Annotated in this window: 18 protein-coding genes, 5 pseudogenes and 1 riboswitch; of the genes and pseudogenes, 5 read left to right on the top strand and 18 right to left on the bottom strand. The window is 39.8% G+C overall.

The genetic code is table 11. The annotated features are described in order from the left end of the window. Positions 1–930 precede the first annotated feature (930 nt). From HT729_RS00295 to HT729_RS00255, 9 genes and pseudogenes are all read right to left on the bottom strand, one after another. Entirely contained in the window at positions 931–2,157 is a 1,227-nt protein-coding gene (locus HT729_RS00295) for a DegT/DnrJ/EryC1/StrS aminotransferase family protein (protein WP_050089759.1), read from the bottom strand. Between the two features lie 42 nt (positions 2,158–2,199). Then, the gene (locus HT729_RS00290) at positions 2,200–2,892 is read right to left on the bottom strand and encodes a sugar transferase (RefSeq protein ID WP_001861841.1); all 693 of its coding nucleotides are present in this window, start codon (positions 2,890–2,892) and stop codon (positions 2,200–2,202) included. A 129-nt stretch (positions 2,893–3,021) separates the two neighbouring features. After that, positions 3,022–4,764 (bottom strand): ABC transporter ATP-binding protein, encoded by a 1,743-nt coding sequence (locus HT729_RS00285; protein WP_172925939.1) that lies wholly within the window; start codon positions 4,762–4,764, stop codon positions 3,022–3,024. After that, positions 4,754–6,499, bottom strand: a complete 1,746-nt coding sequence (locus HT729_RS00280) for an ABC transporter transmembrane domain-containing protein (RefSeq protein WP_172925938.1) — start codon at positions 6,497–6,499, stop codon at positions 4,754–4,756. The genes HT729_RS00285 and HT729_RS00280 overlap by 11 nt, the downstream gene beginning before the upstream one ends. A gap of 54 nt (positions 6,500–6,553) precedes the next feature. After that, positions 6,554–7,185: pseudogene (locus HT729_RS00275) on the bottom strand (DUF421 domain-containing protein). Continuing rightward, positions 7,182–7,633: pseudogene (locus tag HT729_RS00270) on the bottom strand (DUF3290 family protein). The pseudogenes HT729_RS00275 and HT729_RS00270 overlap by 4 nt, the downstream one beginning before the upstream one ends. Positions 7,634–7,759: 126 nt before the next feature. Continuing rightward, positions 7,760–8,401 (bottom strand): SdpI family protein, encoded by a 642-nt coding sequence (locus tag HT729_RS00265; protein ID WP_078934249.1) that lies wholly within the window; start codon positions 8,399–8,401, stop codon positions 7,760–7,762. Next, positions 8,382–8,669 carry an autorepressor SdpR family transcription factor gene (locus HT729_RS00260; RefSeq protein ID WP_050222921.1) on the bottom strand — a complete coding sequence of 96 codons (288 nt, stop codon included), beginning with the start codon at positions 8,667–8,669 and terminating at the stop codon, positions 8,382–8,384. The genes HT729_RS00265 and HT729_RS00260 overlap by 20 nt, the downstream gene beginning before the upstream one ends. Next, positions 8,653–9,552 (bottom strand): type II CAAX endopeptidase family protein, encoded by a 900-nt coding sequence (locus HT729_RS00255; protein WP_119942890.1) that lies wholly within the window; start codon positions 9,550–9,552, stop codon positions 8,653–8,655. Before HT729_RS00255 ends, HT729_RS00260 begins: the two co-directional genes overlap by 17 nt. A 219-nt stretch (positions 9,553–9,771) precedes the next feature. Between HT729_RS00255 and HT729_RS00250 the strand changes: the two genes are divergently transcribed. The 4 genes from HT729_RS00250 to HT729_RS00235 all read left to right on the top strand — a co-directional run bounded on the left by HT729_RS00250 (position 9,772) and on the right by HT729_RS00235 (position 13,404). Next, a complete protein-coding gene (locus tag HT729_RS00250) occupies positions 9,772–10,599 on the top strand; it encodes an exodeoxyribonuclease III (protein ID WP_172931547.1) in 828 nt (275 codons plus the stop codon). An 11-nt stretch (positions 10,600–10,610) separates the two neighbouring features. Next, positions 10,611–10,997, top strand: coding sequence for a VOC family protein (locus tag HT729_RS00245; RefSeq protein ID WP_050207413.1), 387 nt, complete (start codon positions 10,611–10,613; stop codon positions 10,995–10,997). 338 nt (positions 10,998–11,335) lie between these two features. After that, positions 11,336–11,431: riboswitch (purine riboswitch) on the top strand. A 129-nt stretch (positions 11,432–11,560) separates the two neighbouring features. Then, entirely contained in the window at positions 11,561–12,142 is a 582-nt protein-coding gene (locus HT729_RS00240; protein WP_172931546.1) for a xanthine phosphoribosyltransferase, read from the top strand. Further along, a complete protein-coding gene (locus HT729_RS00235) occupies positions 12,142–13,404 on the top strand; it encodes a nucleobase:cation symporter-2 family protein (protein ID WP_050207412.1) in 1,263 nt (420 codons plus the stop codon). Before HT729_RS00240 ends, HT729_RS00235 begins: the two co-directional genes overlap by 1 nt. A gap of 55 nt (positions 13,405–13,459) precedes the next feature. Here the strand turns inward: HT729_RS00235 and HT729_RS00230 are convergent, their stop codons facing one another. Then, entirely contained in the window at positions 13,460–14,914 is a 1,455-nt protein-coding gene (locus HT729_RS00230) for a Sau3AI family type II restriction endonuclease (protein ID WP_345890458.1), read from the bottom strand. 152 nt (positions 14,915–15,066) lie between these two features. Between HT729_RS00230 and dcm the strand changes: the two genes are divergently transcribed. After that, positions 15,067–16,332 carry a DNA (cytosine-5-)-methyltransferase gene (gene dcm, locus HT729_RS00225; protein ID WP_172931545.1) on the top strand — a complete coding sequence of 422 codons (1,266 nt, stop codon included), beginning with the start codon at positions 15,067–15,069 and terminating at the stop codon, positions 16,330–16,332. 63 nt (positions 16,333–16,395) lie between these two features. Here the strand turns inward: dcm and HT729_RS11825 are convergent. The 8 genes and pseudogenes from HT729_RS11825 to nusA all read right to left on the bottom strand — a co-directional run. Then, a pseudogene (locus HT729_RS11825) lies at positions 16,396–16,776 on the bottom strand (DpnD/PcfM family protein); the annotation flags it as partial. Further along, a pseudogene (locus HT729_RS00210) lies at positions 16,772–17,534 on the bottom strand (DpnI domain-containing protein). The pseudogenes HT729_RS00210 and HT729_RS11825, both read right to left, overlap by 5 nt. Positions 17,535–17,673: 139 nt before the next feature. Next, positions 17,674–18,012, bottom strand: a pseudogene (locus tag HT729_RS11820) (hypothetical protein); the annotation flags it as partial. Between the two features lie 256 nt (positions 18,013–18,268). Further along, a complete protein-coding gene (gene rbfA, locus HT729_RS00200; RefSeq protein ID WP_001273597.1) occupies positions 18,269–18,619 on the bottom strand; it encodes a 30S ribosome-binding factor RbfA in 351 nt (116 codons plus the stop codon). 165 nt (positions 18,620–18,784) lie between these two features. Continuing rightward, positions 18,785–21,586, bottom strand: a complete 2,802-nt coding sequence (gene infB / locus HT729_RS00195; RefSeq protein WP_138707128.1) for a translation initiation factor IF-2 — start codon at positions 21,584–21,586, stop codon at positions 18,785–18,787. A gap of 16 nt (positions 21,587–21,602) precedes the next feature. Continuing rightward, positions 21,603–21,902, bottom strand: coding sequence for a YlxQ-related RNA-binding protein (locus HT729_RS00190; protein WP_001041390.1), 300 nt, complete (start codon positions 21,900–21,902; stop codon positions 21,603–21,605). Next, a complete protein-coding gene (locus tag HT729_RS00185) occupies positions 21,895–22,188 on the bottom strand; it encodes a YlxR family protein (RefSeq protein WP_000857562.1) in 294 nt (97 codons plus the stop codon). Before HT729_RS00185 ends, HT729_RS00190 begins: the two co-directional genes overlap by 8 nt. Positions 22,189–22,209: 21 nt before the next feature. Next, on the bottom strand, positions 22,210–23,346 hold the full coding sequence (gene nusA / locus HT729_RS00180; protein WP_000032274.1) for a transcription termination factor NusA: 1,137 nt from the start codon (positions 23,344–23,346) through the stop codon (positions 22,210–22,212). Positions 23,347–23,383: the final 37 nt, after the last annotated feature.

Here is a 23,383-nt window from a genome sequence, read left to right as displayed (position 1 = left end):
ACTAGAATAGTACACCTCTACTTCTAAAACATTGTTAGAAATCGATTTGACTATCCCGATCGATTTGTCCTATTCTTATTTCATTTTACTATATCTACAACCTCAAAGCAGGGTTTTGAGCTATCTATGGCCAACTTCCTAGTTTGCTCTTTAGCCTTCCATTCAAAAGTGATGCTATCTTTCTTAACTTGAATATAAAATATCCCATTTACTATATTTAAATTTATTGATATGTTGTAAATTATAAATGAAAGAACAAATACCTTGTCATACAAGCATTCGCCAGGGATATTTACCTGAATATCGCTCATATGGCGGATTGAAACTAAAACACTACAATATATTTATTAAATAGACCTTCTATAAAAGCTAGATTTAACCTCGATAAAAATAGATGCAGTGCTTCTAAAATACTGGAATAGGGTATATAGGTAATCGTAGACAAGTGTTTTATAGATTGTCTCGCAGGAGATCTAATGATGTATAGCAAGCTTCACTAAACATATGGGATATTTGTATTATTATAATATCAAAACGCTATAAATTCTATCATGCAAAAGAATGACTAGAACATGAAAGACAGGCACAAAACTTTGAACAATATTCTGAAAACAAAAAAAGACGCGAGTTTCCACAATCTCACTCATGGAAACTCACGTCTTTCAAAAAATAGGGTGAATTGAAAACTAGAACAAGACACTATATTTTCTAAATGATGTCTAGTAAGGATTCTAAATGCTACACCAAATTGCTCACATCTTATTTCAAACCACGGGACTCCCACAAGAAAGGAAAATCCTATAAAAATTCTCTCTCTGAGGAGAAAGGGGCCTCAACTACAGGTGTAAACTATTATCAATTGAAAACAACAGTTTTTACACTCAATTAGACTTTTTAGGGACAGTATTACTTTCGCTTGTCTGTAGTTTGTCATTTTTTTGATAAAGTTAGTACTTTTTCAGAAACTGTTTTGAAAGTCTCAATGATATAGTCCACTTCTTCATCGCTTAATTTAGTGTGAAGAGGGAGCGTAATTTCATTTTCAAAGAAGGCATAGGCCTTAGGATAGTTCGTCATATCAAATCCAAGATTCTTATAGGCTGTCAAGAGAGGAAGCGGTTTGTAGTGAACATTACTTGCAATTCCTGCTTTAGCTAATTCTTGGATGATAAGATTGCGTTCCTCTAAGCTCGCTCCTTCTACATGGGTGATGTAGAGGTGGCGTGAAGATTCTACAGTATCAGTCTTGTGTGCCAATGGATGGATACGAGAACCTGCAAAACCACGATCATAGCGGTCCACGATGTCCTTACGACGTTCTAGCAAACCAGAGTAACGGTCCAATTGTACCAAACCAAGCGATGCCATGATATCAGTCATATTGCACTTGTAGGCTGGTGTGACGATATCGTATTCCCATGACCCCAGTTGCATCTTGGCAAGGGCATCCTTAGTTTGCCCGTGAAGGGAAAGGATTTGGAATTCCTTGTACATCTCTTCGTCGTCAATCGCTGGATTGGCCTTCCAAGTCGCACTTCCACCTTCTGCCGTTGTAAAGTTCTTAACGGCGTGGAATGAGAAGGAAGTAAAGTCAGCGATAGAACCAGAAGGTTGTCCTTTATAAGTAGATCCCAAAGCGTGGGCACTATCAGAGACAATGACAATACGGTTAAAGGCCTTTTGCCACTTGCTTGAAGCGGTGAAGAAGTCACGTTTTTTCTCCACGACTTGGAACAAACGGTCATAATCGCAAACAATCCCTGCGAGCTCTACTGGGATAATCACCTTAGTTTTCTCAGTGATAGCTTGCTCAAGCAGGTCATAGTCCATCTCAAACGTATCTGCTTGGATATCCACCATGACAGGGGTTGCTCCCACGTGCGTAATGACACTACATGAAGCCGTATAGGTCATGGCTGGAACGATGACTTCATCACCAGGTCCCACTTCCAAAACGCGTAAAATCAACTCCAGAGCAGCTGTCGCAGAGTTGAGACAAACAGTCTTAGGTGTCTGTGTGTAAAGAGACAAGCGGCGCTCCAGTTCTTTTGTTTTAGGACCTGTTGTGATCCAACCAGAACGCAGGGTATCCGCTACTTCAGCAATTTCTGCTTCTGTGATATCAGGCGGTGAAAATGGAATATTGTAATTTGGCATTGATTTGCTCCTTTTATCTGTACTCATTTTCTTATGACTACTTTATTTTAGTACCTCAAACACGGTTTGAAACATGATTTTGATGTCCCCAAAGAAACTAAACTCTCGGAGATAGGCGAGGTTATAGCGCATCTTTTCAGGAAGAACATGCTCCACATAGGCCTGATCAACTGACAGACCTTTCTCCGTCATTTGACTGATGATGGTGTCCTCATCCTTGTAGTTGATGCTGGCTGGAGAGGTAATTCCTGCTTGCAAGAGCAAGGTTGCCATCATTTCAGGGCTATACTGCTCTGTATAACGTGGCACTTCAGGTCGTGTACCGACAAAGGACATCTCACCTTTAAGGACATTGACCAACTGAGGCAGTTCGTCCAAACGGACACGTCGGATGAAATTTCCAACCTTGGTAATGCGGCTATCGTTAGCAGAAGTCACCAGACTTCCTTTTTTATCCGCATCCGTCACCATGGTACGGAACTTCCAAATCTTGAACCGACGGTTGTACTGGGTCACACGCTCTTGCTTGTAAATCACTGGCCCCTTGCTATCCAACTTGATCCAAATGCTCAAGATGAGAAAGATGGGAGAGGTCAGAACCAGTAAGCCCAAGGCCAAAACCCAGTCCAAGCAACGCTTGAAAATCAGCGAACCCTTCCTTTTAGAGACAAGCTGGTAGTAAGACTCAACCTCGCTTGATTTCATTTCCACAGGCAAGTCTTCCCATTTCAGCATGCTGTTCTCCTTTGTTTTTATTATACTATTTGTCAACATTTTTCATTATACCACAAAATGGAAAAGGCGGTGAAAGAAATCTGTAATTTGAAGGATTTCCTTCTTTTACTCAATGAAAATCAAAGAGTGTTAGGACATGGCCCCTGCCTGCAAGCTATACATCTTGTGATAGGTTCCTCCCAAGGCCAAGAGTTCTTCATGAGTTCCACTCTCGATAATGCGCCCCTTGTCCAAAACATAGATGCAGTTGGCGTCTTGAATAGTAGAAAGGCGGTGAGCGATAGCAATAGTTGTTCGGCCCTGTCTCATCTTCGCCAGAGAAGCTTGAACCAAGCTTTCTGTTTCAGAGTCAATATTGGCGGTCGCTTCATCCAAAATCAGGATTTTAGGCTGGCTGGCAACTGTTCTGGCAAAGGCAAGAAGCTGTCGCTGACCAGTTGAAAAACTCGATCCACGCTCAGACACAGGGGAGTCGTACCCCTTAGGAAGTTCTTGAATAAAGGAATCTGCATCCACAAAGGCTGCCGCAGCCTGAACCTGATCATCACTGATTTCTTGGTACATGGCGATATTGAACTTAATAGTTCCATGATAGAGAAAGGGTTCCTGCAAGACCAAACCGATGTTTTTTCTCAGCTCTTCTTGACTGAAATCCCTGATATCCACATCATCCAAGAGAACTCTCCCTGACTGGAATTCATAAAAGCGCATGAGAACATTTATAATCGAAGATTTCCCCGAACCTGTATGACCTACAAAGGCAATGGTTTCACCCTTGTTGACCGAAAAAGAAATATCATCCAGAATAGGATGTTTGCCATCATATGAGAAACACACATGTTCAAAACGAATATTGCCTTCTTCAACCTCAACCTGACTATTTTCTTGAAGAGGCTCATAGGTTGCCTCGTCAATCAAGGCAAAGACACGGCCTGCAGACACCATAGACGTTTGCAGGGTTGAAAAGTTTTGCGTTACTTCAATCAGAGGATCAAAGAGACGATTGATGTACTGGATAAAAGCATACATAGTCCCGACCGTTATCCCGATAGAAAGACCACGGTAGCCAAAATAGGCCATTAAGACAGTATAACCTAGGAGTTTCAACAAACTCATAGCAGGGCGCAACAAGAGGGCATCAAAGGCTACAGAGCGGTTGGCATAGACCAAGTGTTCTTGGTTAATCTCATCAAATTCTGCCTGCTGGCGCTTTTCTTGATTAAAGACCTGGATAATCCTAATTCCTTCGATATTTTCTGCCAGCTTACTATTGATATCTGACAAGAGACTTCTGGTTTTCTCGATAATCTTGACTGATTTTTTACGATAGAGATTGACCAAAAGGAAAATCAAAGGGAGAAAGAGCAGGACTAATGCTGTCAAACGAAAATCCAACACCAACATGGTATAAAGGGTTGTCAAAAAGATAAAAATTGCTGAGATAAAACTGGATAAAATCCCCGAAAACATATCACTGATTGTCTCGGTATCATTAGTCAAACGAGAGACGATAGAGCCTGCTGGCGTCTTGTCAAAATAAGACATGCCTAGCTTCTCCATATTGGCAAAGGCATCGCGACGAATATCCCTCACAATACTGTAAGACACCCGTACAAAGAGAAGATTTCCGACATACTGAACCAGAGTTTGCAGGATATAGAGACCATAGTAGGCCAGCAACACTGTCACAGCGAGTTGATTGAGATTGCTGAGATACTGGTCGATAAAGTGGGAAGCCACAAGGGGAATGACACTTTTAATGACCGTAGTCGCTAGGAGAAAGCTGAGTGCCAAAAAGGTCAGAAGACCATAAGGCTTGAGATAAGATATCAAGCGCTTCAATACAGCCCATTGTTCTTGTTTATTCTGCATCTTCTTCTCCCTTCATTTCCAGCTGCTGAGACTGGTAGGTTTGGGCATACCAGCCATCCAAAGCTAGCAAGTCTTCGTGCCTGCCTCGTTCGATGATTTGACCATTTTGCAGGACTAAAATCAAATCTGCATGGACAACTGCACTGAGGCGATGAGCCGTAATAATGGTTGTCTTGTCCTTTCGCGTCTCCTTAAGGTTGTCGATAATCGCATACTCTGTCTTGGCATCCACGGCCGACAAAGAATCATCCAAAATCAAGATATCAGGGTCTAAAATCATAGCCCGACTCATAGCCAGCCGCTGCTTTTGCCCACCAGAAAGACTGACTCCCTTTTCACCAATCAACGTATCAAATCCCTGTGACATGGCTACAATGTCTTGGTAAACTTGAGCTAGCTTAGTCGCTTCCTCGACCGCTGAAATGGGCAAGTTAGGATTGCCAAAGCGAATATTGTCTAAAATCGAAGTCGCAAAGAGGAACTGGTCCTGAGGGACGTAGCCCATAAGACTACGAAGCTCTGTCAAACGATAATCGCGAATATCGTGACCATTTAGATAAATGCCTCCCTTATCCACATCGTACTCACGCAAGAGGAGTTTAATCAAGGATGTTTTCCCAGAGCCTGTCTGCCCAACCAAGCCCAGAGTTTGCCCTTTTTCCAAACTAAAGTGAATATCCATTAGCGTTTCCTCGTTTTCAAAAGCAAAGTTATCAATAGCATACTCCAAGCGCCCGTTTTCAATACCATCCAGAGGAAACTCGGAGTCTTTTACAGATGATTCCTGAGACAAAAGATTCTCAATCCGCTGGTAAGAAACCTTTCCTCGCTGAGTGATATTAAAGAGGAAACCAATAGCCATGAGAGGCCAGACCATCATATCCAAATAACTAATAAAAGTGACCAAATTTCCAACTGTAATCTGCCCCTCCCGAACCATCAAAGAGCCGACTAAGAGTGTTAAAACATAGGATAATCCAACAAACAAGAAAACCATTGGGTCAAAGAGTCTATCGTATTTCATGGTTTGGAGGTTCTTTTGGAAGGTTAATTCATTGACTGCCTGAAAGGACTCCAGCTCATCTGCCTGATAACCAAAAGACTTGGTCACTTTGATACCTGATACAGACTCCTGAACCTTGTTATTGAGTTCAGAAAAGGCATCCTGTGACTCTCCAAAGACCTTATGAGTCTTTCTTCCCAAACGACTGGTCGCATATGCCATAAAAGGCAGGGGCAAAATTGCAACTAGAGTCATCTGCCAGGAAATGCTAAAGAGCATGGTCAGCAAAGTCACTAAAGCTGTAATAGAGGCATCCACCGCAGATATAACACCACCACCTGCAAGACTCGTCAAAGAATTGATATCATTGGTTGCGTGTGCCATCAAGTCCCCCGTCCGATAGGTTTGATAAAAGGCTGGAGACATCTTTGTAAAATGCTCAAACAAGCGAGACCTCATAATCTGCCCCAGACGGTAGGATGTCCCAAGAATATACATACGCCAAACATAGCGCAGATAGTACATACCAAAGGCCGCAAGAAGCAAGTAAAATAGGTAAATAAGTAGTTCATTCTGAATTAATTGCCCCGATGTGATAGCATCAATGATTCGCCCCATGACCATTGGGGGAATGAGGTTAAGGACAGAAACCAAGACCAAGGCCACAATTCCGACTAGATAACGGCGTTTTTCTAGCTTAAAAAACCACCAGAGTTTTTGAATAATGGACATAAAATTCCTTTCTAGTTCCAAATGGAAACCTGAGACCCCGACCCCAGGTTTTTCTTATTCATAGGTTACAACTGTAACGTCACCTTTGTCATACTCAGCGATAAAGATATTGGCTACATTGTCATGCCCTTGTTTGCCGAGATTATCAATCAACCACTCTTCGCTACAGCCAAGCGATTCCAAGACTTCTACTTGGATAACACCATCAGTCACAATTAGATACTTAGGATTTTCATCTCCCATTTGGACCACGATGAGTTGGTCATTTTGCTCCTGCACAGCTCGTTCAACTTGCTTCATCTGGAAAATCCCTTGGCTACGAAGTTTGAGGGTTACATCCACCCCAAACAAATCAACCGAACGACAGGCTTCTAGGTCAATCTTCTCATGTTTGATGAGGAGAGTTGGCTTACCATCAATCAAACATTTCACAAAACGAATATTATGAAGCCACTTGAGGGTCAAAACCAAAATAGTCCACATCAGTAAAATCACCTCGTACTGCAAAATGCTGATAGAACTATTGTAAATCACCCCACCAATGATAGCACAGAGAACATAATTCTGAATTTAATCTGTCGCAGAGTTAGGTGCTAAGTTCCCCTTTCCTGTCACATTGATAACAAAACAAGTGAGAAGAGCCCCAAGGCCAGTTCGATTACAATTTCCATACAGTTGAGTGTCACTTGTTTACCTTCACCAATTCAATAACGTCTGTTTGATGCAATTCTAATTTCTTTAAAAGATACTTGTCTAATTCGCTCTCGTTCATGGCGTGGTAGAAATCTGAACCGACCTTGACAAGTTCTCCATCAGTAACTGCAGAAGTATTGACGTAAACTTCTGATTTATCCACTCCCAAGTCTTTAGAAACAACCTCTATGAAATGAAGTTTGAAATTGGTTGTTAGAGGCTTAATTGGTCTGGTATTTTGAGATTGTCACCAAAAGCATGGCTATCAAAGTCAAGACAAAAATCATGACCAATTCACAAAATCTAGTCACCTTTTTTATCACGATACGCCTTGAAGGCAAAAAATCCTGTGATAGCTAGGAGCACAATCCCAAAGCCAACCATGATACCATTTTGCTGACCGATTTGGCTGAGTACATAGTCATAAGAGTAGAATTTCATGTATTTTCACTCCCTTTCATAAAATCATTCTTAATTATAAACAAAAGAGGATGATTTTTCAAACCATACGTTGGGGAAATAGACTTATCAGACCAACTTCTCTAACTAATGACTCAAATACCTGTTTCAAGATTCTAATTTTGATAATTGATAAGAATAGACACTAGGAATTATCACTACAAAGAAAAGTGTCAAGAAGAATACCCAGTAAACATATAGTTGCACAAAGGAGTTTAGAAACAATAACAATCCTCCTAATACCCAAATTTTTCCAGCTAATCGATGTGTTTTTCTCCAGTTTTTATCACTCTCCAAGGTCCACGGAAGTCGAATACCGATTATATAATTTCGGTGTGTTTTTGGTAGATAATTTCCAATTACGATCATCACGACTCCCATAAAAATCTGAGCTAGAATCCCGCTCATCATGGAATAACCCAAAGATTCTCCGAAGATAGAAATCATTAATAGACAAGATACAAAAGGAATAATCCAGTAAATCAAAACTTGTATTTTTGAACTGATATTGCTAGATTTAGGATCCTTAATCATTAAAAATAGAAGCAACCAATGCATCAAAAGCATGAGAGTCGGTAATCCAAAGATAGCAGACATTTTATGATTGTAGCCATCTGCTTGACCCAGTAGATTAAAATGAGTGGGTATCTCCTCTGGTAATTGATTCCAGAAAACACAACCTACAAGGGAAGGTAGTAGGATGAGAATGCTCGTAAATAATAGCAATTTCTTATTGATTTTTATCTTCATCAAAATGATCTCCTTTCAGATCTGCTAACCAAACCATTATATCCTCTAAAACCGATGTATTTAACTCATAATAAATAAAGTTTTTTTCTTTCATTTCATGAATCAAATCCGCTGCTTTCAAAATCGTGAGATGGTGTGAAATAGTTGCACTAGTCAACTCGAATTGACTGGCAATTTCTCCTGCAGGTAATCTACCTGTTTTGAGTAAATTCAAAATCTCTCTCCTAACTGAATGAGATAAGGCTTTAAAGCTATTTGCAAAACTCATAATGACTCCTTTCCCTTTGTAATATTAGTAGGGCTAGGACTAAGCAAGGTAGAACTGATAGCATTCCTGTCGGTGATGGATCTAAAATCAAGAGGCTTGAAACTTTTTCTCCTGGTAATTGAAAGAGTAACCCAATACCTGCAGTTGCATTGATTGCCCCATGAAATAGGACTGAAGCCCAGATAGAGCCTGTCTTTTCCAACAACCAGCTTAACAATATTCCTAGGCTAAAACAAAATAGAAACATGGCGACAACTCCTAAAACGGGATAAGAAAAATAAGATAGTCCATAATTATAGCCTTGCAAATTGATTGGTAGATGCCAAAGACTCCAAATGAGACCAAGCAAGACATGAGTCTGGACTCTTGAAAAGCGTCCTCTTAGCACTGGGTAAAGATAGCCACGCCAACCAATTTCCTCCCCTAATGCAAAGAAACTATTAAGAAAAGGAGCGTAAGTCAAACTAGCTAGGATTTGAATCAAAGCCAAGAAAGATAAGGGAATGGCTGATTGAGAGACACCTTTTTCTTGTAAAATAGCTTGAATAGATTCAAAACCAAGGCTGAAATTGCTAGGAAATACAAGAAAATAAAGTCCCGCTCCTAAAAAACTGATAACTGCTGGTAACCAGATAGCTAGTAAGTAAAAGCGCCAGTTGCTCTTGAGATTTACAACTAATTTAGATTTGATTCCACTAGGTTGATTCGTGATTTTCCCTAAGAGAAAGACTGCAAGCGCAGGCATCCACATGGCTACAATACTAGCAAGTTGACTCCATGGAGAATTTAGACCAACACCACCTATCCATAGTGCCAACCATATTATCCAAGCAAGGGCATAAGCCAAGACCACAAAAAGAAGGATTGTTCTCTTATTTGACATATATGTAACTTCACTTTCTATTTAGATATTTTTCTAAATAACATTATACACCTTTCTATTCTAAACACAAGAGCTATTTAGATTTTTTTCTAAATAGTTTAGGGAATTTTTATTTTCTCAGGATAAAGTCTAAAGAGTGATTTTTCAAACCATACGTTGGGGAAATAGACCTTTTTTTGGTATAATAAAATCTATAATCTGAATGAAAAAGGTAACTTTATGAAACTTATCTCATGGAATATTGATTCCCTAAACGCTGCCCTAACTAGTGATTCAGCTCGTGCCAAATTGTCCCAAGAAGTCCTACAAACCTTGGTCGCTGAAAATGCTGATATTATCGCTATCCAAGAAACCAAGCTTTCTGCCAAAGGGCCTACAAAGAAACACTTGGAAATTTTAGAAGAACTCTTCCCAGGCTACGAAAACACGTGGCGCTCTTCTCAAGAACCTGCCCGCAAAGGCTATGCTGGTACTATGTTCCTCTATAAGAAAGAACTCACACCTACTGTCACTTTCCCAGAAATCGGTGCCCCTTCTACCATGGACTTGGAAGGCCGCATCATCACTTTGGAATTTGATAAATTTTTCGTGACCCAAGTTTACACTCCAAACGCTGGCGATGGTCTCAAACGCTTGGAAGAACGTCAAGTCTGGGATGTCAAATATGCTGAATACTTGGCTGAACTAGACAAAGAAAAACCAGTCCTTGCAACCGGTGACTACAACGTGGCCCACAATGAGATTGACCTTGCAAATCCTGCTAGCAACCGCAGTTCACCTGGATTTACTGACGAGGAACGTGCTGGATTTACCAACCTATTGGCAACTGGATTTACTGATACCTTCCGCCATGTTCATGGCGATGTTCCTGAACGCTACACTTGGTGGGCACAGCGCAGCAAGACTTCTAAAATCAACAATACAGGCTGGAGAATCGACTACTGGCTCACAAGTAACCGTATCACTGACAAGGTCACTAAATCTGATATGATTGACTCAGGTGCTCGCCAAGACCATACACCCATTGTCATGGAGATTGAACTCTAAGGAGAAAACGAATGGACTATCAAGCTGTCATTCCTGAACTTGTAGTATCTGACATCGAAAAATCACGCCACTTCTACTGCGACCTGCTAGGATTCTCTGTCGAATACGAGCGTCCAGAGGAGAAATTTCTCTTCCTCTCGCTTGAAGACTGCCAACTTATGCTAGAAGAAGGCAGCGCAGAAGAATTAGCTCAGCTGACCTATCCATTCGGGCGCGGTGTCAATATTTCCTTTGGCATTACAGATGTTCCTCAGCTCCACCAAAAACTGCTGGAAGCTAACTATCCTATTCATCGTCCTTTGACTAAAAGAGAATTTCGAGTGGGAGATAGCTTTATTTACCCTCATGAATTTGCGATTTTGGATCCTGATGGTTATTTTTTAAGATTTAGCGAGTAGAATAATAAAGATTGGGAAAAAATCTTTAAAGTTAGAGAAAGGCATATTGTCAAGTCTTGAAAAATCTTGATAATATGTCTTTTATGATGAAAAAATCTTCTAATACTCTTCGAAAATCTCTTCAAACCACGTCAGCGTCGCCTTACCGTACTCAAGTACAGCCTGCGGCTAGCTTCCTAGTTTGCTCTTTGATTTTCATTGAGTATAAATGTTAGCCAATAAGTTGATTTTTCCCCATTTTTATTATATTTGTTCGTTTTTTAAACCAAAACGCTAACAAAACAGTTGATTTCTAAAGTGATTTAGTGTAAAATAAAAACATTGGCTCAAGCCTATTTAAAATTGAATATCATTTTACTTGTTTATGTCGTGAATTGGCACGACGTTTCTACAAGGTGCCGGAACACCTAACAATAAGTAAGTCAGCAGTGAGATATGGCCGTTTTTGCCATGCCTATTTTGGGGACTTACTTAGAGATTAAGTAGGTTCTTTTTCTATCCGTTTTACTGGATAGAAATCTGAAACAAGCAAAAGGATTGGCTTTTAGACTTTAGGAGGTCTTATGAAATTATTAGAAGAGCGCATCCTCAAGGATGGGCATATCTTGGGTGATAACATCCTCAAGGTGGATTCCTTTTTAACCCACCAAGTTGACTTTAGCTTGATGCGAGAGATTGGTAAGGTTTTTGCGGAAAAATTTGCTGCTGCTGGCATTACTAAGGTTGTGACCATTGAAGCGTCGGGTATTGCCCCAGCCGTTTTTACAGCTGAAGCCTTAAACGTTCCCATGATTTTCGCCAAAAAAGCTAAGAACATCACCATGAATGAAGGCATCTTAACTGCTCAAGTCTACTCCTTTACCAAACAGGTGACCAGCACCGTTTCTATCGCTGGAAAATTCCTCTCACCAGAGGACAAGGTATTGATTATCGACGATTTCCTTGCTAACGGCCAAGCTGCTAAAGGCTTGATTCAGATCATCGAACAGGCTGGAGCCACAGTCGAAGCTATCGGTATCGTAATTGAAAAATCTTTCCAAGATGGCCGTGATTTGCTTGAAAAAGCAGGTTACCCTGTTCTATCACTCGCTCGTTTGGATCGTTTTGAAAATGGTCAAGTCGTATTTAAGGAGGCAAATCTCTAATGCAAACTCAAGAAAAACATTCGCAAGCAGCCGTTCTTGGCTTGCAGCACTTACTAGCCATGTACTCAGGATCCATCCTGGTTCCCATCATGATTGCGACAGCCCTTGGCTATTCAACGGAGCAGTTGACCTACCTGATTTCCACAGATATCTTCATGTGTGGTGTGGCAACCTTCCTCCAACTCCAACTCAACAAACACTTTGGTATTGGGCTACCAGTCGTTCTTGGAGTCGCCTTTCAGTCGGTCGCTCCCTTGATTATGATTGGGCAAAGCCATGGTAGTGGTGCTATGTTTGGTGCCCTTATCGCATCAGGGATTTACGTTGTTCTTGTTTCAGGCATCTTCTCAAAAGTGGCCAATCTCTTCCCATCTATCGTAACAGGATCTGTTATTACCACGATTGGTTTAACCTTGATTCCTGTCGCTATTGGAAATATGGGAAATAACGTTCCAGAGCCAACTGGTCAAAGTCTCTTGCTTGCAGCTATCACTGTTTTGATTATCCTCTTGATTAACATCTTTACCAAAGGATTTATCAAGTCTATCTCTATTTTGATTGGTCTGGTTGTTGGAACTACCATTGCTGCTAGCATGGGCTTGGTTGACTTCTCGCCTGTTGCGGCAGCACCACTTGTCCATGTCCCAACTCCCCTCTACTTTGGGATGCCAACCTTTGAAATCTCATCTATTGTCATGATGTGTATCATCGCAACGGTTTCTATGGTTGAGTCAACTGGTGTTTATCTGGCCTTGTCTGATATCACAAAGGATCCAATCGACAGCACGCGACTTCGCAACGGTTACCGCGCAGAAGGTTTGGCCGTACTTCTCGGAGGAATCTTTAACACCTTCCCTTACACCGGATTTTCACAAAACGTTGGTTTGGTTAAATTGTCAGGTATCAAGACTCGCCTGCCAATCTACTACGCAGCTGGTTTCCTGGTTCTCCTTGGACTCCTTCCTAAGTTTGGCGCCCTTGCCCAAATCATTCCGAGCCCTGTCCTCGGTGGTGCCATGCTGGTGATGTTTGGTTTTGTATCCATTCAAGGAATGCAAATCCTCGCCCGTGTTGACTTTGCTAACAATGAACATAACTTCCTTATCGCAGCTGTATCCATCGCTGCAGGTGTCGGACTCAACAATAGTAATCTCTTCATCAGCATGCCGACAGCCTTCCAAATGTTCTTCTCAAACGGAATCGTCGTAGCTAGCCTACTCGCCATTGTACTCAATGCTGTATTAAATCATAAAAAGCAATAAGAAAAAGAGGTGCGAGCCTCTTTTTTTGTTTATCACAAATTGATTATAAATACTATCAATCCCAATTCCCATCTAATATTTCTTTTATAAACTTCTTAGGCATCCAAAAGGAGTGTTTTGTAATCCTACGTCCATCTGGAAGTTCATCTGTATCAGATAATGAGCCTTTCCCAACAAATTTTCCTTTTTCAATTTCATAGTAAGCATTGGTAGCATGTAATTTCGTAAATAGAATTCTATTTATCTTACTTTGAGGGAAATTAGTTGAAACTTTATTACCATTTTGAGTTAATTTAACTCCGTCAGAAATAATTTGTCTAGTTTCCTGCCACACTCTTTCGATTTCTTCTAATTGTCTATCCTGAAATCCCCAAAATTTGATAGAATCTAATACAAATAGCTTAGGTTCAATTTCCTTAAAAATAACGAAAAGGAATCGTTTATTATAAATTTCATTATAAACATGTGATGATTCCCAACTATCTGTTTCTGCTAATTCTTTAAAACAATAAGTTTTAAATGGAGAGTCTTCCTTAGGTAAATTATTCTTATCTACTCGAATAACTCTCAAATTCATGTTTGCTTTTTGAAATTCTTTTGTCTTATCTAAATCCCCTGTTAAGCCTAAAATTTTTCTAATCAGAGTACTATTCTTACCTTTTGCTTTGGAATTCACTTCAAATCTATCATATAACTCTTGTTCAGAAAAACCTTTGTAGGAAAGAATCTTCTCTGCAATAACCTCAGTAAATGATTTTTTCTCACCCCTAAAATTAGCCAGAACACTTTCTTGATCTGATTGATTAAAGATTTTATGATTTATCAGATAGGTCATATAACTTGATTTTAATTCCCAAGCTCTTTGTTTTGCTAATTCATGACTAAAAGGTTGTTGTCTTAAATCCTTTCCTTTACCTGCCCCTTTTGTACAAGTTGATAAATAGTTTCCATCTGATTCTGATAATTCATGTGCCTTTCCATTTTTGATTTTATCTGTAATCTTCTGATAGTCTTCAAGGATGACTGCCATATCTTCCTCAAACCATTCATATAAAAATATTTTTTCAATGACATAGTCCTTCATTGTTTGATTAGGAATTAAGCCATTGTAAAACAATAACAAAATCTTTGCACATTTTTTCCATAAATGAGTGGAGTAAAAATCCTCTAAATTTTCCTCCATATAGTTTAGTATTGTTAATACAAGTCGTTCTTTTGCACTAAGTGTCCCATTTTTGTTTATCTTAAAAGGAGTAACTTTTAACTCTACACCTATTTTTTCAAAGTCAGCTTCCGAGTCACTATTTGGCTGGTAACCATAGAAATATTTTTCAATATAATTTCCATACTGCCCTTTTGACTTCATACTAATTGCTTTATCTTGTACCTCAGAGACTACTCTATCATTATAATCGTCATATGATTTATAAAGCGAACGATTATACTCCTCCATAACATCGGAAAATTTTCTATTTAATAGTTTGTGAGAATATTCAATAACACTATCGATATCTTCATCGTTATAGTTAAATAAGTTTTAATCCATTTTCTTCTCCTATCTTTTATATTATATCAAATTAAACTAAAGCAAACATTAATACTTGATCAATCATTGAAAATAGTATATAATGGATTAAACTGTAAAAAAATGAAGGAGAAAAGATGAAAGTTCTCGAACTATTTGCTGGAGTTGGCGGTTTTCGGATAGGATTAGAAAATGCCGATAAGCAACTCTTTAAAACAAAATGGGCAAACCAATGGGAACCATCTCGTAAATCTCAAGACGCATTTGAGGTCTATGATTATCACTTCCCCAATAGCGAAAACATCAATATTAGTATCTCTGATGTAACAGACGAACAATTTTCCAAAATGGATGCCGATATGATTGTCGGTGGTTTTCCTTGCCAAGATTACTCTGTTGCGCGTAGCAAGAAAGATGAAAAAGGTATTGAAGGAAAAAAAGGAGTTTTATTTTGGGAAATCATTAGAGCAACTGAAATCATTAAACCCAAATACTTAATTCTGGAAAACGTGGATAGGCTTTTAAAAGCGCCCTCAAAACAGAGAGGACGTGATTTTGCAATCATGCTAACAGCTTTTAATAACCTTGGATATTCTGTAGAGTGGAGAGTTATTAATGCTGCTGAGTATGGAAGAAGCCAACGAAGACGTCGTGTATTCTTTTTCGTATATCGAAATGATACAGTCTTTGCCCAAAAAAATGACAATCTTTACGAAAAAAATGAAGAAATCTTTGAAGATAATAGGTATGATGACTATATTTTCAATCAAGGTCTATTTGCAAAACAATTTCCTATTAAACCTATAGCAGTTAAAAATCGTCATGTGTTTTATGAGTTACCAAATGATATAGTTGAAGTTTCAGATACTTTTACTGGTACTGTTTGGAATACAGGAATTATGAGACATGGAAAATACTATTCTATTGATACAGAACCTAATTACAATGGCAATCCTATCACTCTAGGAGAAATTCTTCAAGATGAGTCTGAAGTACCTGAAAAATATTTTTTAACTGATCAGTCAAAATTGGAAAAATTTCAATATCTTAGAGGACCTAAGAAAATTGAACGAACATCCTCTGACGGACATCAATACATCTATTCAGAAGGAGGAATGTCCCCTTATGATGATTTAAACCTTCCTGGACGAACAATGCTTACATCCGAAGGAACGGTTAATCGTTCTACACATTTATTATTTGTAAACAATAAATATAGATTAATTACCCCCATTGAAGCTGAACGACTTCAGGATTTCCCAGATGATTGGACAGCTAAAAAGAAATTATCTGATGGTTCTATTGTAGAGGTATCTGATAAAATGAGAATGTTTTTTATGGGAAATGCTTTGGTTACTGAGATTGTAAAGGAAATTGCTAAGTTTATTAAAGAAATTGATTGATTTATCTGAAACTAAAAAAGAGGTGCGAGCCTCTTTTTTGTGTGACAAAATAAAAACATCTATCTAATCATATATGCTAGTGTCATAGTTCTGAAAATCATCTGAATCAAGAACAATTTCACAACTCTTATACTTTTCTCTTACAAGTCGTTCGGCTTCATCTGGATTTTCAGCCTCTATACTTACTAAACGTGATAAAGTTTCTGTAATTTCTACTGTATACTTTTTCAGTTTTAAATTGCTTTCCAATCATTCACTTATTAGCAATAATCTATATAGTTTTGGGCTTTCCAACCACTCTGGTAATTCATCTCCATATTCCCAGCTATATTTTTTATTCAATAAAAAAAGTTGTTTCTCATCACCAAACTCCATATTTTCAGACAACCACCTCACACAATCAGGGTCTGATAAAGTATAAACCATTACACATAAGTTTTCATAATTTCCGATACTTTCCTCTACCTTTAAATTCTATTATTTCTTTGTCTCTTAATATTTGAAGCTGTTGCCTAATCTTTTCTTTGATATGATTGTTCTTAACAAAGATATTTTTTAGGTCACTTTCAAAACGATACATATCTTCAAGGGTAAATTCTGAACCCTCTATCTTATCTATACAATTTAGAATTTCTATTGTCCAACCTCTTACTGAAAGAGAGTTCTTCCTTAAAAATAAACTTTGCTTAAATTCTTTTGTAACTTTTTCTGGATCTCTAACTTGTCCATTTTTCACAAAAAATATTCTTCCTTTAGAAAGTACTTGTGATAAATCAATGTTACAACCAATCCAACCTGCTCGTCTAGCAGTTGGCGCAAGTGGCTTCCTTTGAATAATTGATTTCGGTGTAACAAATTGCTTCGGAAGGACAAGAAAATTATTTACCTCAAAATTTTTTGTATAAGTTAAAAAAGAAATTAGAATTATTATCTACCTGCACACGCTCCATCATCGTTGCATAAGCACCATCATTGATTGTTGATGAAAAATTTCCTTTTTTGCTCTTTAGTTCAAACTCCTCACTACAATGATTACAGTAAAAATCTGCTACAGGTCTATTATTTTCAAAATGATTTAAAGGATTTTTCCCACAATTAGGGCAATAAGACTGACGATAAACCCAATCCTCCATTAAGATACGTGCCTTCTGACTATTACTTTTATAGGTTTCTACTAGTTCTAAATTAAATTGTAATTCCATTTAAAAATTCCTCACTAATATGAGAATTCACTCGATATAAGCAATTAAAATCTACTATAACTAGCATACCACATATATGTACCTATTACATTTGTATTTCATCATTCTCTTTTATATTTCCTTCTCACATATCTCATAAAATATACCCTAGTTCTTGAGCTAATTTTAAAGAAAAAGCATAAAATTGAGCTATATTCGCTGGTATGGTAATTGCCATGGCAAGTCCACCTGGTAATCCTGCAACAACAGAAGTCCCACTCGCTAATAAAACATTATCCCTAATACAGACATTAGCCACTCGATCTAAGATTTCTTAAGATAAGAGAGACGTTGGGCCTTGTTCTAATAAGGTAGGAATGTCCTGTGAATCTAATTCTTTGGAAAACTTATCCACTAAAAACTTCGAACGATCAACCTTAACAACAGGTAGTTTCACCACTTGTTGCAATACTTGCATAGCTAAGTCTTGTTCAGCCATATAAATACCTCTTTCTCTTGTATCTTTATCTCATAATATCACACTATCTAAATTTTATAAATCTTTTTAATAATTTTTAATACTCTTCGAAAATCAAATTCAAACTACGTCAGCTTCACCTTGCCCTACTCCAGTACAGCCTGCGGCTAGTTTCCTAGTTTGCTCTTTGATTTTCATTGAGTATAAGTCTAGAAAGATTCCCCCATCATGTTTTATTGCCTTTTTCTCCACCAAAAAAGAGGGTTGCCCCTCTTCTTTAGTTCTTATCCAGATTGCGTAGCATCTCGTCAATCTTGTTTCCATACTCGATGGACTCGTCTTTGACGAAGGTCAAATCTGGGATTTTGTACAATTTCAAATTGCGACCAAGTTCACGTTTGATGGTACCAGTTGCTTTTTCAAGCCCGATTTGGACTTTTTGGATATCCGAAGCAAGGTTACTCAAAATGGTGTAATAAACCTTGGCAACAGACAAGTCACCCAGCATCTGAACATCTGTGATGGTCACACCTTGGACACGTGGATCACGGACTTTCTTTTGCAAAATCTCATTGACTTCACGCTTGATTTCCATGCCCACACGATCTGTACGGAAATGATTTGCCATGATATTCCTTTCTCTACTTTGAACCAAAAGCTAGGCCAGCAGACCTAGCTATTTTTATTAGATAGAGGAACTAGAGCCATTTGAATCTAGGAAACAAGCCTTAGATAGAACTGAAGTTCATCAAGGCGCTGTTGACGACGAGTCAAATGAGCTATCGTTTCTCTATTATCTCTTGATTTCTTCCATGACATAGGCCTCAATCACATCATCCATCTTAATATCATTGTAGCCGTCGATCATCAATCCACCTTCACGGCCGTTTGTAACTTCCTTAACGTCGTCTTTATAGTGTTTCAAGCTTGCGAGTTCACCATCATAGATAACGACACCATCACGGATAACACGGACTTTAGAGTCACGGGCAACCTTACCGTTGATAACCATAAATCCACCGATAGTTCCCACTTTAGACACCTTGAAGGTTTCACGGATAACCGCTTCACCAATAACTTTTTCTTCGAATTCTGGATCAAGCATCCCTTTCATGGCTTCTTCCATCTCTTCGATAACCTTATAGATAATGCTGTGGAGACGAATTTCCACATCGTCAGCTTCAGCTTGTTGACGAGCTTGTGGTGTAGGGCGTACGTTGAAACCAACGATAAAGGCATTTGAAGCTTCGGCAAGGGTCACGTCTGATTCGTTGATGGCACCGACCGCTGAGTGAACGATGGTAACTTTGACACCTTCCACGTCAATCTTTTGAAGTGAGGCAGAAAGGGCTTCAACAGAACCTTGTACATCAGCCTTGATGATAACATTAACAGATTTGAGTTCCCCAGCTTTAAGGGTATCAAAGAGGTTTTCAAGGCTAACACGTTGGGTAGCTTGACGTTGTTTCATGAGGGCACGTTTGGCACGCTCTTCACCTGCTGCACGCGCAGATTTTTCATCCTCGTAAACGGCAAAGTGGTCACCCGCCATCGGTGCTTCGTTCAAACCTGTGATAGAGACTGGTGTTGATGGTCCAGCAACTTTAACACGACGACCAAGGTCGTTGGTCATAGCACGGACACGACCGAAGGTATTTCCGACAACGATTGGGTCTTGAACATTCAAGGTACCTTGTTGTACAAGAAGGGTTGCGACCGCACCTTTTCCTTTATCCAAGCGCGCTTCGATAACCGTACCGATTGCACGCACTGTTGGGTCTGCCTTGAGTTCTTGGATTTCAGCTACAAGAAGGACTGTTTCCAACAATTCTTCGATGTTTTGGTTGAATTTAGCTGAGATTTCAACAAATTCAGAATCTCCACCCCAAGCAGTTGACATAACTCCATGCTCTGCCAATTCACCGATAACGCGTTCTGGGTTAGCACCTGGTTTATCAATCTTGTTGATAGCTACGATGATTGGAACATTGGCCGCTTTTGAGTGGTTGATGGCTTCGATAGTCTGAGGCATAACCCCGTCATCTGCCGCTACGACCAAAATCGTAATATCGGTAACAGAAGCACCACGCGCACGCATAGATGTAAAGGCCGCGTGTCCCGGTGTATCAAGGAAAGTAATCTTCTTGCCATTTTCCACGATTTGGTAGGCACCGATATGCTGAGTGATACCACCTGCTTCACCTGTCGCAACACGAGAATTACGAAGGGTATCTAGGAGTGTTGTTTTACCGTGGTCAACGTGTCCCATGATAGTTACAACTGGTGGACGCTCAACCAATTCATTTTCATTGAGATAACCATCTTCGACAAAGAAACGTTCGATGTCAGCATTATCCACTTCAACCTTTTGTTTGGCTTCGATACCGTAATCCACCATGAGGAGTTCGATGGTTTCCCCATCCAAGGATTGGTTTTGTGTGGCCATGACACCCATCATAAAGAGTTTCTTAACGATTTCAGCTGGTTCACGTTTGATACGTTTTGCGATTTCCGCAACGGTCATACCATCTGTATACTCAAATTCTGTTGGCAATTCATGGAATTTACGCTCTGTAACAGGTTTTGGAGTCTGATTGCGGTTGTTCTTGTTATTGCCTTTTTTGTTCTTTTTGTTGTTATTCCAGTTACTATTCTTTTGATTTCTCACTTGATTTTGACTACTTCGATTCTTTTGTTGTTTTCTAGGACCATCTTCTTCATGATCATAATCGTCACGATTTTTGTCTGGTCGAGCTTGTTTTTTACGACGTGTATCCACTGCAGGTTCTTTTTTCTCAGGGACGACTTCAACCACTGCTTGAACTTGCTGTGCTTGTTGCGCTTGTTCAGCTAACTTAGCCGCTTCTTCAAAGATTTCCTCTGGTTCCTTGCGTTTGTTAGCTTGAGCCAAGGCTTCTTTAGCAGCCTGATACTGCTTGAAACGTTCCTCACTTGAACGTGCATATTCAGCATTTTGCTCTGCTTTTAGGGCTGCTGCACGGGCTTTAAAGTCAACACGTGGAGCCGCTTGATTTGGACGTTTATCCTCTTGTTGACGGCGTTCATTTCCTCGATTTTGCTGACCTTGCTGTTTCTTAGCTTGATCATTAAAGCGACGATTATCGCGGTTGCCTTGACCTTGTTTTCCACCATTGCGACCGTCGTTTTTCTGACGGTTTCCGTTTTGTTGTTGGTCACGGTTATTGCCCTTATTTTGCTTGCGTCGTTCTGCCTGTTCTTTGGCACGAGCTTCACGCTCAGCCTTGAAATTACGACTTTGCGGTTTAGCTGCTACTTTTTCTGTTTTCGGAGCGACTGGCTCAGCAGGTTTTGCCTCTTCCTTAGCTACAGCTGGTTTAGCTGGCTCAGATTTTTCGGCTTTCTTTTCTGCACTTACTTTTGGTGCTGCAGGTTTTGCTTCTACTTTCGGAGCAGCTGCAGGCTTAAAGCTGGCAGCAATTTTTGCAGCGACAGCTTCTTCCACACTTGATGAGTGGCTTTTCACATCCAAGCCCAACTCTTTTGCACGCGCTACAACTTCTTTACTTTCTTTTCCAAGTTCTTTTGCGATTTCGTACAATCTTTTCTTAGACAAATCATGTCCTCCTCTTCTATTCCATAAGAGACCTCATTTTCTTTGTAAATCCAGCATCTGTTACAGCCAAAACCTTTCTCGATTTCCCGACTGCTATGCTTAATTCCAGTGTTGAAAACACGGTTACAATTTCCACTTGATAATAATGACTTTTATCTTGAATCTTCTTGGTCAGATTGGGTCCAGCATCATGAGCTAGAAAGACCAACTTGGCCTTGCCGTCTTGAATGGCCTTGACCACCAATTCTTCACCCGATATAATCCGCCCTGCTCGCTGAGCAAGTCCCAAGAGATTACTTATCTTTTGCTTATTCAAGTCCTAACTCTCTTCTTTTCACTTTGTGATCCACATAAGCGATCAACTCGTCATAAAAGCTTTCTTCCACTTCCATGCTAAAGCTGCGGTTAAAGACCTTCTTCTTTTTCGCCTCTAGGGCTTCTGCATTGTCTAGTTTGATATAAGCGCCGCGGCCATTGGCCTTGCCCGTAGGATCAATAAAGACTTGTCCTTCCTTGTTCTTGACAATGCGGAGCAAATCACGCTTATCAATCACTTCGTTGGACACGACAGACTTGCGCAAAGGGATTTTTCTTGTTTTCATCTTTCCCTCCTCTAGCAGCTTTTATTCTTCTACAGTATCGTTTTCTGCTTCCAAATCTACCGAACCAGCTTCTTCCATGGCTTCAAATTCGCTAGCAGACTTGATATCGATACGGTAACCAGTCAAGTGAGCCGCCAAGCGCACGTTTTGTCCACGACGACCAATGGCAAGAGAAAGCTTGTTATCTGGAACAACCACCAAGGCACGTTTGCTGTCGTTTTCATCAAAGATAACTTGGTCAACCTCAGCAGGAGCGATGGCATTGTAGATAAATTCAGCTGGATCTGCTACCCACTCGATAACATCGATATTTTCTTCGATTGGTACCATGCGGTCATTTTTAGCATCGTAACGAGCTGGGTGGAATTTGCTAGTAATCTTCTTAATATTAGCACCACCACGTCCAACGATTGTACCGATAGCATCCACGTTTGGATTGTGGCTACGAACAGCAACCTTCGTACGGTCACCTGCTTCACGAGCCACGCTCATGATTTCAACAGTTCCATCATAAACTTCTGGAATTTCTTGCTCCATCAAACGTTTGATCATTTCTGGATGGCTACGGCTAACAAAGACGTTCACACCACGAGGGTTGTCTTCAACCTTGTAAACATAAACTTCGATACGATCATGAGAAGCAAAAACTTCTCCAGGAATTTGGTCTTGTTTTGACAATTGGGCTTCGATGCTACCAAGGTTGACATAGATAAAGCGGTTGTCAAAGCGTTCTACTGTACCAGACATGATTTCTTGCTCATGTTCTTTGTAAGTATTGTAAGTGATGGCACGTGTTTGCTTGCGCATTTTTTCCATGATGGTTTGTTTGGCAGATTGGGCTGCTACACGACCAAACTCAGCTGGTGCTTCTTCAAACTTGATTTTGTCTCCAAGTTCATAAGCTGAATTAATGGCAAGAGCATCTTTCAAGCTGATTTCCAAACGGCTATCAAATACTTCATCAACAACTTCACGGACAGTATAAACTGTAAAGTCACCTGTTTTTTCGTTGAAGTCAATAGCTACGCTGTCTGACTGACCATAGCGTCTGCGATAAGCGGAACGAAGCGACTCTACTACTGCGTCGATGATGTCTTCTTTTTTGATTCCCTTGTCTTCTTCCAAAATGCGGAAGGCCTCTAGCATTTCTTTACTCATGTTTTCTTCACTTTTGAATCCTCAAAAGCTATCCTTT

This window comes from Streptococcus sp. 79 (genome assembly GCF_013277425.1).
Lineage (GTDB): Bacteria > Bacillota > Bacilli > Lactobacillales > Streptococcaceae > Streptococcus > Streptococcus pseudopneumoniae.
Note: the sequence above shows the minus strand (reverse complement) of the source record. Positions and strands in the feature narration are given on the sequence as shown.